Below are 9,401 nucleotides of genomic sequence, written 5' to 3'. Positions count from 1 at the left end.
TCCCACGGTGACCGCGTCCGTGAAGGGGACGGTGTTGGCGACCGGGGAGGGTTACACCACTATCAGGGACTCAACTCCGCCCGCATCTACCGCAGGATCCCCCGCGGCGCGACGCTCGACGTGTTCGCCCTGGACATGCGCACCCACAAGGGTGAGAACACCCCGGGTCTCGAGACCCACGAGACCCCGATCCTGGGCGAGGAGCAGCTGCAGTGGCTCATCCGCGGGCTGCGCGCGTCGACCGCCACGTGGAAGGTCATCGCCAACGACCTGCCGCTGGGCCTGATCGTCCCCGACGGCACGGGGCAGGAGTCCCTGTCCAACGGCGACGACGGCGCCCCGCTGGGCCGCGAGCTGGAGATCGCCCGCCTCCTGAAGGCGATCAAGGACCACGGCGTGAAGAACGTCGTGTTCCTCACCGGCGACGTCCACTACTGCGCGGCGCACCACTACTCCCCCGACCGCGCGGCGTTCACCGACTTCGAGCCGTTCTGGGAGTTCGTGGCCGGCCCCATCAACGCCGGATCGTTCGGCCCGAACACGCTGGACGGCACCTTCGGCCCGCGCCTGGACTTCGAGGCGCACGGGCCGGTCATGGGCTCACCGCGCTCCGGCGAGCACCAGTACTTCGGCCACGTCGAGATCCCCGAGGACGGCCGCGAGTTCCGAGTGCGTCTGATCAACGCCGCCGGCCGGACGGTCTACTCGCGCACGCTGACGGCGGCCTGATTCTGCGGGCCGTCAGTCGGTGATCAGGCCCTCCTCGCGGAGCCAGTCCCACGCGACCTGGGTGGGCTCCTCGCCGTCGACGTCCACCCGCGCGTTCAGGCGCGCGGCCGTCGCGTTGTCCAGGCGCGCGGTCACGGGCGCCAGCAGGTCGGCGATCTCGGGGTGCTGGGCCAGGACCTCCTCGCGCACGATGGGGGCCGCGTTGTACTTCGGGAAGAAGCTCAGCGGGTCCTGCAGGGTCGTCAGGTCCAGCGCGGCGATCCGCCCGTCCGTGGCGTACGCCTCCCCGAAGGTGCACGACCCGTCCGCCACCGCGGCGAACACCGCCCCGATGTCCATCTGGCGCAGCCGGGATCCGGTGGGCCGTTCGATCCCGTAGGACTCGAGCATGGGCAGGAACCCGTCGTTGCGGGCGGCGAACTCGGCGCTCACGCAGAAGGACTGCTCCTCCGCGGGGAGGTCCTTGATGTCCGCGAGCGTCTCCAGGCCGAGCTCCTCCGCCCGGTCCTGGCGCACGGAGAAGGTGTAGGTGTTGTCGAGTTCGGCCGGCGGCAGCCACACCAGGCCCTGCTGCGCGTCCTCGTCCCGGACCGCGGCCCACTGCGCCTGGGCGTCCGGGATCGGATCGGTGTGGCCCAGGTACGTGATCCAGGCCGTCCCCGTGTAGTCCCACTCGACGTCCACGACGCCGGCGACCTGGGCCTGGCGCGCACTGAGCGAACCCGGCATGTTGGTCAGATCCTCGACGTCGGCCCCCGCGGAGCGCAGCAGGATCGCGGTGATCTTGCCGAGCACGACGCCCTCGTTGAAGTTCTTGGAGCCCACCGCCACGTGGGCGCCCTCGAGGTCGATCCCGGCGACGTCGCCGGCGGGCGTGCCCGAGGGCAGGTAGCCGCCGGCGGTGCTCAGCCCGCACCCGGACAGGACCAGGGAGGCCGCCAGGCCGAGCGCGGCGAGCGCGGCACGAGCGGGGGTCCGGCCGCGGCGGCGGGATGGGGTGGTCGCGCGCGGGGTGGTCATGCGAGCCCCCTCGGGGTGGCCAGCGTCTCGACGAGGCGGCCGATCCACTCGATCATCAGGGCGAGGGCGGCCACGAGGATCGCCCCCGAGACGAGCAGCGGGAAACGGAACAGGACGATCCCGGTCTGGATGAGCAGGCCGAGGCCGCCGGCGTCGATGAACGTCGCGAACGCCCCGGTGCCCACCAGCAGCACCAGGGCGGTCCGCAGACCCGCCATGATCACGGGCAGGGCCAGGGGCAGCTCCACCCGGAGCAGGGTCTGCAGCGGCGACATGCCCATGCCGCGGGCCGCCTCGACGACGGTGGGGTCGACGCCCCGCAGCCCGGCCAGCGTGTTGGCCAGCACGGGCAGGAACGCGTAGAGGGACAGGGCCAGGACGGCGACCCGGAAGCCGAACCCCCACGCCATGGCGAGCAGGACGATCACACCGATCACGGGGGCGGCCTGACCGGCGTTGGCCAGCCCCATGGCGACGGGGGTGAACCGCCGGGCGGCGGGGCGGCTCAGCAGCACGCCGAGCGGGACGGCCGTCGCCACGACCAGAACGGTGGACACGCCGACGAGGGCCAGGTGCTCGGCGGTGAGGCGCAGGACGGTGGGCCAGGTCAGCAGCCGGGCCTCGACGTCGTCGAGGGCGGCTCCGCGCACCCAGACGGTCCACCCGATCAGCAGGGCGGCCACCAGCAGCGGCAGGCCGATCAGGAGCAGGCGGTCTTCGGCGGAGGCCGAACGCAGCCGGGCGATCATGGCTGAGCCTGCTCGTCGGCGGCGCGGGCGTGCGCGCGCAGTGTCGGATAGTCGAGCAGACCGATGACCGTGCCATCACGGACCACGGCGATCTCCTCCGTCGGGGCCATGACCAGCGCCGCGAGGGCTTCGCTGATCGGGGTGGCCGCGTCGAGCACGGGCCCGCCCGGCAGCGGGCCCGTCGGGTGGTGTGCGATCGGGCGCAGCGGCAGCGAGTCGACCGACCGCAGCCCCAGCCGCTTGAGCCCCGCCCCCGACCCCACGAGGTCGGCCACGAACTCGGTGGCCGGCCGAGCCAGGACCTCTTCGGGGGTGGCGTACTGGGCCACGTGCGCGCCGGGTTCGAGCACCAGGATCCGGTCGCCCAGGAGCACGGCCTCGTCCACGTCGTGGGTGACCATCACGATGGTCTTGCCCACCCTGGCCTGGATGTCGAGCATCTCCTGCTGCAGGCGCTCGCGGGTGAGGGGGTCCACGGCGCCGAAGGGCTCGTCCATGAGCAGCACGGGAGGATCCGCCGCGAGGCCCCGGGCCACGCCGACGCGCTGCTGCTGTCCGCCGGACAGCTCGCGCGGGAAACGGTCTCGATAGATCGCCGGGTCCAGGCCGACCAGGTCGAGCAGCTCGTCCACGCGGTCGGCGATGCGCCGGCGGTCCCACTTGAGCAGGCGCGGCACCAGGCCGACGTTCTCGGCGACGGACAGGTGGGGCATCATCCCGCCACCCTGCACGACGTAGCCGATCTGACGGCGCAGCCGGGTGGGGTCACGGCGTGTGATGTCCTCCCCGCCGATCAGGATCCGCCCGGAGGTGGGCTCGATGAGGCGGTTGATCATCTTCAGCGAGGTGGTCTTGCCGCAGCCGGACGGACCGACGAACACCACCGTCTCCCCCGCGGGGATGACGAGGTCCAGGGCGTCCACGGCGGGACGGTCCTGCCCCGGATAGAGCTTCGTCAGGGACTCGAGACGGATCTCGGCCCCGGCGTCACGGTCGGTGCTCATGCGCGCAGTCCCTTCGAGATGGTGAGCCGGCCGAGCAGCACGAGCAGCCCGTCCAGGACGAGGGCGACGACGACGATGCCGAGGGTGCCCACGAGGGCGTAGTTCAACGCGTTGGCGCCGCCCAGGGAGACCAGCCCCGTGAAGATGTACGAGCCCAGTCCGGGCCCCAGGACGTAGGCCGCGACCGCGGCCACGCCCATGCCGAGCTGGCCCGCGACCCGGATGCCGGTGAGGATCACGGGCCAGGCCAGCGGGAGACGCACCCGGGTGAACAGCGCCACCGGCCCCATGCCCATCCCCCGGGCGGCCTCCAGCACCTCCGGGTCCACGCCGCGCAGACCCACGAGCGCGTTGCGGAGGATGGGCAGCAGGGCATAGAAGACCACCACCACGACGGCCGGGACGGTCCCGATGCCCACCAGGGGGATCAGGACGCCGATGAGCGCGAAGGAGGGCAGGGTCAGCCCGACGGCCGTGAAGGCGTTCGCGATCGGGGTCAGGGCCTTGATCCGCGTGGCGATCACGGCCAGCGCGATGGCGAGCACGGTGGCGATGGCCAGCGCCTGCAGCACGAGCCACCCGTGCTGCCACGCCCGGAAGAGGATGTCGGGCCAGCGTGAGGCGAGGAACTCGCTCATGCGGCCTCCACGCCGGCAGCGCACCCCTGGGCGGCCCGGGCGTCTGCGGGGCGGGGCAGGACCGTCATCGTCGTCTCCTTCGGTCCGGGTGGGTCGGGCGTGCTCTTGCACGCTCCCCGAGATGGTGGCGCTCCCTGTGTTCTGCGCCACGAAGGGGGTCACCGGCACCGCCAAGGATGGCCTACCGACCGGGCGACGGGCAGGACGGCCTGCGCTAGCGTGTCGGCCATGTCTCGCTCCCACTCCGACGCCCTCGACGCGTCCGGCCCCGACTCCGGGGGCGCCGTCGCCGTGCCCCGCCGCCGCTTCGGCCTGCTGCCCCGCATCCTCGTCGCGATCGTGGCCGGCGTCCTCGTCGGCCTGGTCGCGCCGACCTGGCTCGTGCAGGCCTTCGCCACCTTCAACGGGCTGTTCTCGAACTTCCTGGGTTTCATCGTCCCGGTGCTGATCCTGGCGCTCGTCGCCCCCGCCATCGGCGACATCGGCCGGGGCGCGGGGAAGCTGCTGGCCCTGACCGGCGGCATCGCCTACGGCTCCACCCTGGTCGGCGGCTTCGGCGCCCTGCTGGTCTGCCTGCTCGTCTTCCCGCTGATCCTCACGCCCGGGTCCTTCGAGGGGATGGCCAACCCCGAGGACGCGCTGCTCGGCCCGCTGTTCGAGGTGCAGATGGACCCGCCCTTCGGCGTGATGACGGCCCTGCTGCTCGCGTTCGTGCTCGGCATCGGCCTGACGATGCTGCCGCGCGGCGCCCTGCACGAGAGCTTCGACCAGCTGCGATCGATCATCGAGCGGGTCGTCATGGGCCTGATCGTGCCGCTGCTGCCCGTCTACATCTTCGGCGTGTTCCTGAACATGACCGCCGCCGGCGAGGTCTTCAAGGTCATCACCACGTTCCTCGGCGTGATCCTGCTGGTCTTCGGCCTCACCGTGGTGCTGCTGCTCCTCCAGTACGTCGTCGCGGGCGCGATCGCGGGCCGCAACCCGTTCACGGCACTGAAGACGATGCTGCCGGCCTACGCGACGGCCCTGGGCACCTCGTCCTCGGCGGCGACCATCCCGGTGACCCTGCGCCAGACCCTGCTGCTCGGCGTGCGCCGGCCGATCGCCTCGTTCGTCGTGCCGCTGTGCGCGACGATCCACCTGGCCGGCTCCACCGTGAAGATCGTCTCGTTCTCCATCGCGGTGCTGTTCCTCTCGGGCCAGTCGATCGACGTCCCGGTGTTCGTGGGCTTCATCTTCATGCTGGGCGTCACCATGGTCGCGGCGCCCGGCGTGCCCGGCGGCGCGATCGTGGCGGCCTCGGGCCTGCTGACCTCGATGCTCGGCTTCACCGAGCCGCAGGTCGCGCTCATGGTCGCCACGTACATCGCCATCGACTCCTTCGGCACCGCCACCAACGTGACCGGCGACGCCGCCATCGCGATGATCGTCGACAAGATCGCCGGAGACCGTCTCATCGAGGACTCCGAGGACGAGGGCCTGGAGCGCCTCGACGACGAGGGGGCCGCGACCGGCGCCGACGCCGGCTGACCCGCCCCGCACACACCACGGCCCCCTCCCTGTCTGCAGCTCAGGGAGGGGGCCGTCGTCGGGACGGGCGGTGTCAGCCGCGCAGATCCCGCTCCGCCTCGGCGCGCACCGCGCGCCGCTGCCCCGGGGAACGCACGACGACGTCGCTCATCTCCTCGAGCGTCTTGCCCTTGGTCTCGGGGACGAAGGCCGCCACGAAGGCCAGGGACAGCGCCGCCATGACCGCGTACAGACCGTAGGCGAGGGTCAGGCCGATGTCCGCCAACCACGGGAACGTGGTGGAGACGGTGAAGTTCGCCGCCCACTGCGCGGCGGCGGCCACGGCGAGCGCGCCGGCGCGGATGCGGTTCGGGAACATCTCGCCCAGCAGCACCCAGACCAGCGGACCCCAGGTGGCGCCGAAGAACACCACGAAGGCGTTCGCGGCCACCAGCGCCACCGTGGACCACGGCTGCGGCAGGGAGACGGACTCGGCGCCGCCGGTCTGCGCGAAGGAGAAGGCCAGTGCCATCAGGCCGAGGCTGACCGTCATGCCGGCGGAGCCGGCGATCAGCATGGGGCGACGGCCGACGCGGTCCACCAGGGCGATCGCGATGAGGGTGACGGCGATGTTCGTGACCGAGGTGATCACGGTGACCGTGAGGGCGTCCGACTCCCCGAAGCCCACCGAACGCCACAGGGTGGTGGAGTAGTAGAAGATCACGTTGATGCCCACGGCCTGCTGGAAGACGGAGAGCAGGATGCCGATCCACACGATCGGCTGCAGGCCCGCCGACGGTCCGCGCAGGTCCGCCAGCGACTCGCGGCGCTCCGAGTCCAGCGAGCGCCGGATGTCCTCGATCATCAGGTTCACCCGGTCCACGCCGGTGAACTCGTGCAGGACCTCGGCCGCCTCGTCCGTGCGGCCGCGGGCGACCAGGTAGCGCGGGGACTCCGGCAGCTTCAGGGCGAACAGGCCGTACAGCACCGCCGGGACGGTCTCGGCCAGGAACATCCAGCGCCAGGCGTCGACGCCGAGCCAGAACGGCTGCGCCGCTCCCCCGGCCATCGTCGCGAAGAGCGCGTCCGTGAGCAGCGCGGCGAAGATGCCGAGGACGATCGCCAGCTGCTGGAGCGAGCCGAGGCGACCGCGCACATGGGCCGGGCTGACCTCCGCGATGTACGCCGGAGCGATCACGGACGCGGCGCCCACGCCCAGGCCGCCGACCACGCGCCAGAAGATCAGGCCGACCACGCCGAACGCCAGGCCCGAGCCGATGGCGGAGACCAGGAACAGGATCGCGGCGATCACCATCACGGGCACGCGGCCGCGGCGGTTGGCGATCGGCCCGGCGAACCAGGCGCCGAGCGCGCAGCCGATCAGCGCCGAGGAGACGGCGAAGCCCGTCAGACCGGCGCCGAGGCCGAACTCCCCGGCGAGGGCGTCCACGGCACCGTTGATGACAGAGGTGTCGAAGCCGAACAGGAAACCGCCGAGCGCGGCGGCGACCGAGATGCCGACCACCTTGGCGTTGAGGCGAGACGTCGCGGCGCCGCCGGACCGGGTCGCTGTCATGGTGGGTCCTCTCTGGGTGGCGCCCGACGGCCCGCTGCGCGCCGGTGCGTCCGCACAGTGTGTTCTCCGCTCAGCGAGCGTGCAAGTCGCACAGCCCTTCTCCCCGCCCCCCGAGGAGGCGGCGGGACATCAGGGGGAACCGTGCCCGCTGCGCCCGCCGTGGTCGCCGCCGTGCCGGGAGGTCTGCCGCACAGGGCTGCGGCAGACGGCGCCTCGGGTCACGGGGCAGAATGAGGGCCATGTTCGTCGTCCTGGGCCCCGCCCCCGCCTCCGTCGGCAGCCCCGGCACCTGGTGGGCCCTGGACGGGGAGGGCGATGACGCCGTTCCCCTGGGCTCCTGCGCCGCCGGGTCCGTGGCCGGGCTCGTGGCCGGTCTGCCCGCCCGCCTGGGCGTGGACCCGAGCACGGTCCGCTGGGTGCTCGCCGACGTCGGGACGGAGTACGCCGCCTGGCTGGCGGCGGGGGTGCGGGTGGATCGGTGCTGGGACCTGGCCCTCGTCCAGCGGATCCTGCGGCACGCGGCGACGGCGCCGGGCAGCGGGGTGCGTTACACGCCCGTGGCGCAGCTCGAGGTCGCCGACCCGACGGAGCCCGAGCGCCCGGCGCGGGTGCCCGCCGGTCAGGAGTCCTTCTTCGACCTGCCGGACGAGGCCGACCCGGCCCCGGACGTCACCGTGCTCGCGGCCGAGCTGGCCGCGCAGCGGGCCGCCGTCGAGGGCTCGGCCCACCCGCAGCGGCTGCGGCTGCTCGCGGCGGCGGAGTCGCAGGGTGCACTCGTGGCCGCGGAGATCCGGGCGGCGGGTCTGCCGTGGGACCGGGGCGTGCACGAGGCGCTCCTCGCCGAGCAGCTCGGCCCCCGACCTGCCCCGGGCGAGCGTCCCGCCCGCCTGCAGGCCCTGGCCGAACGCATCGCCGACGTCCTGGGCTCCCCCGGGCTCAGCCCCGACTCGCAGCCCAGCCTGCTGCGGGCGCTGCAGACGGCGGGCGTGGCCGTGGAGTCCACGCGGCAGTGGGACCTGAAGCACTGGATCGACGCCGGCGGCGCGGAACGCGAGGCGCGGGCCGCGCTGCTCGCACCGCTCCTTGAGTACAAGGCCCTGGCCCGGCTGTGGACGGCCAACGGCTGGCACTGGCTGGACCAGTGGATCGGCGACGACGGCCGGTTCCACGCCGCCTATCTGGTCGGCGGCGTGGTGACCGGGCGGTGGGCCGCCCACGGCGGTGGGGCCATGCAGATCCCGGCCGGGGTGCGCGACGCCGTCCGCGCAGACTCCGGGTGGACGCTGACCGTGGCCGACGCCTCCCAGGTGGAGCCGCGCATCCTCGCCGCGATGGCCGCCGACCAGGCGCTGGCCCGTGCCGGGACCACGCCCGACCTGTACCGGGAGGTGGCGGAGCAGGGCCGGGCAGCCGGCACCGCGCTGGCCGACCGCGGGCGCGCGAAGATCGCCCTGCTGGGTGCGATGTACGGCTCGACGACGGGCGACTCCGCGGCGCTCATGCCACACCTGCGCCGGCTCTACCCCCGAGCGATCGGCCTGCTCGAACGGGCGGCCTCCGTCGGCGAGGGCGGCGGCCAGGTGTCCACGTGGCTGGGCCGCTGGTCCCCCGCACCGGGGCCGACGTGGCAGGAATCCGTGTCCGACGTCGGTACCCAGGCCGCCGAGTCCGCGGCCCGGCGACGGCGGCGCTCCCAGGGCCGCTTCACCCGGAACTTCGTGGTGCAGGGCACCGCGGCCGAGTGGGCGCTGTGCTGGATGGGCGAGATCCGCCGTCGAATGCGGTCTGCGGGCATGCGCACGGAACTCGTGTTCTTCGTCCACGACGAGGTCGTCCTGCACGGCCCGGCCACGGAGGCCGAGGCCGTGCGGACAGTCGTGGCGGAGTCCGCGAGCGCCGCCGGCCGCCTGCTGTTCGGTCCCGCCCCCGTGGACTTCCCGCTCACCGTCTCCAGCGTGGGGTCGTACGCGGACGCGAAGTGAGGGGCAGCAGCGCGTCGGTCGCGCCCACGGCCTCCGTGCGCCGCACCGGGCCGAGGACCCTGGGACCTGGCACGATGCGGGACGAGGGCCGATCCTGGAGAGCGCCCGAGACACCCCCCCCCGTTACCTTCTTCGTGGCTCCTGGATCCGGCAGGATCAGGGAGTGCTGACCGGCCGGTCCTGGGCATGATCGT

At 73.0% G+C, this 9,401-nt stretch carries 8 protein-coding genes; 3 read left to right on the top strand and 5 right to left on the bottom strand.

Features of this window, described 5'->3' with window-relative positions:
* The coding region (locus QL983_RS08380; protein ID WP_290152274.1) for an alkaline phosphatase D family protein at nt 1–729 on the top strand (729 nt) is incomplete at its 5' end.
* Between the two features lie 12 nt (nt 730–741).
* Here the strand turns inward: QL983_RS08380 and QL983_RS08375 are convergent.
* Genes QL983_RS08375 through QL983_RS08360 form a run of 4 tightly spaced genes read right to left on the bottom strand, consistent with a single transcriptional unit; the run spans nt 742 to nt 4,140 of the window.
* A complete protein-coding gene (locus QL983_RS08375) occupies nt 742–1,749 on the bottom strand; it encodes a glycine betaine ABC transporter substrate-binding protein (protein WP_060973550.1) in 1,008 nt (335 codons plus the stop codon).
* Entirely contained in the window at nt 1,746–2,498 is a 753-nt protein-coding gene (locus QL983_RS08370; RefSeq protein WP_036382910.1) for an ABC transporter permease, read from the bottom strand. The genes QL983_RS08375 and QL983_RS08370 overlap by 4 nt, the downstream gene beginning before the upstream one ends.
* Nucleotides 2,495–3,502, bottom strand: a complete 1,008-nt coding sequence (locus tag QL983_RS08365) for an ATP-binding cassette domain-containing protein (RefSeq protein ID WP_070709188.1) — start codon at nt 3,500–3,502, stop codon at nt 2,495–2,497. Before QL983_RS08365 ends, QL983_RS08370 begins: the two co-directional genes overlap by 4 nt.
* Nucleotides 3,499–4,140 carry an ABC transporter permease gene (locus tag QL983_RS08360; protein ID WP_002855197.1) on the bottom strand — a complete coding sequence of 214 codons (642 nt, stop codon included), beginning with the start codon at nt 4,138–4,140 and terminating at the stop codon, nt 3,499–3,501. Before QL983_RS08360 ends, QL983_RS08365 begins: the two co-directional genes overlap by 4 nt.
* A gap of 228 nt (nt 4,141–4,368) precedes the next feature.
* Between QL983_RS08360 and QL983_RS08355 the strand changes: the two genes are divergently transcribed.
* The gene (locus QL983_RS08355; RefSeq protein WP_060973552.1) at nt 4,369–5,670 is read left to right on the top strand and encodes a dicarboxylate/amino acid:cation symporter; all 1,302 of its coding nucleotides are present in this window, start codon (nt 4,369–4,371) and stop codon (nt 5,668–5,670) included.
* Between the two features lie 73 nt (nt 5,671–5,743).
* Here QL983_RS08355 and QL983_RS08350 read toward each other — a convergent pair whose 3' ends face one another.
* Entirely contained in the window at nt 5,744–7,225 is a 1,482-nt protein-coding gene (locus QL983_RS08350) for a sugar porter family MFS transporter (RefSeq protein WP_069941593.1), read from the bottom strand.
* Between the two features lie 239 nt (nt 7,226–7,464).
* Here QL983_RS08350 and QL983_RS08345 point away from each other — a divergent pair, with 239 nt between their 5' ends.
* The gene (locus tag QL983_RS08345; protein ID WP_069941592.1) at nt 7,465–9,207 is read left to right on the top strand and encodes a bifunctional 3'-5' exonuclease/DNA polymerase; all 1,743 of its coding nucleotides are present in this window, start codon (nt 7,465–7,467) and stop codon (nt 9,205–9,207) included.
* The last annotated feature ends 194 nt before the right edge of the window (nt 9,208–9,401 follow it).

Source organism: Micrococcus sp. APC 4021 (assembly GCF_030407635.1).
GTDB lineage: Bacteria > Actinomycetota > Actinomycetes > Actinomycetales > Micrococcaceae > Micrococcus > Micrococcus luteus.
Note: the sequence above shows the minus strand (reverse complement) of the source record. Positions and strands in the feature narration are given on the sequence as shown.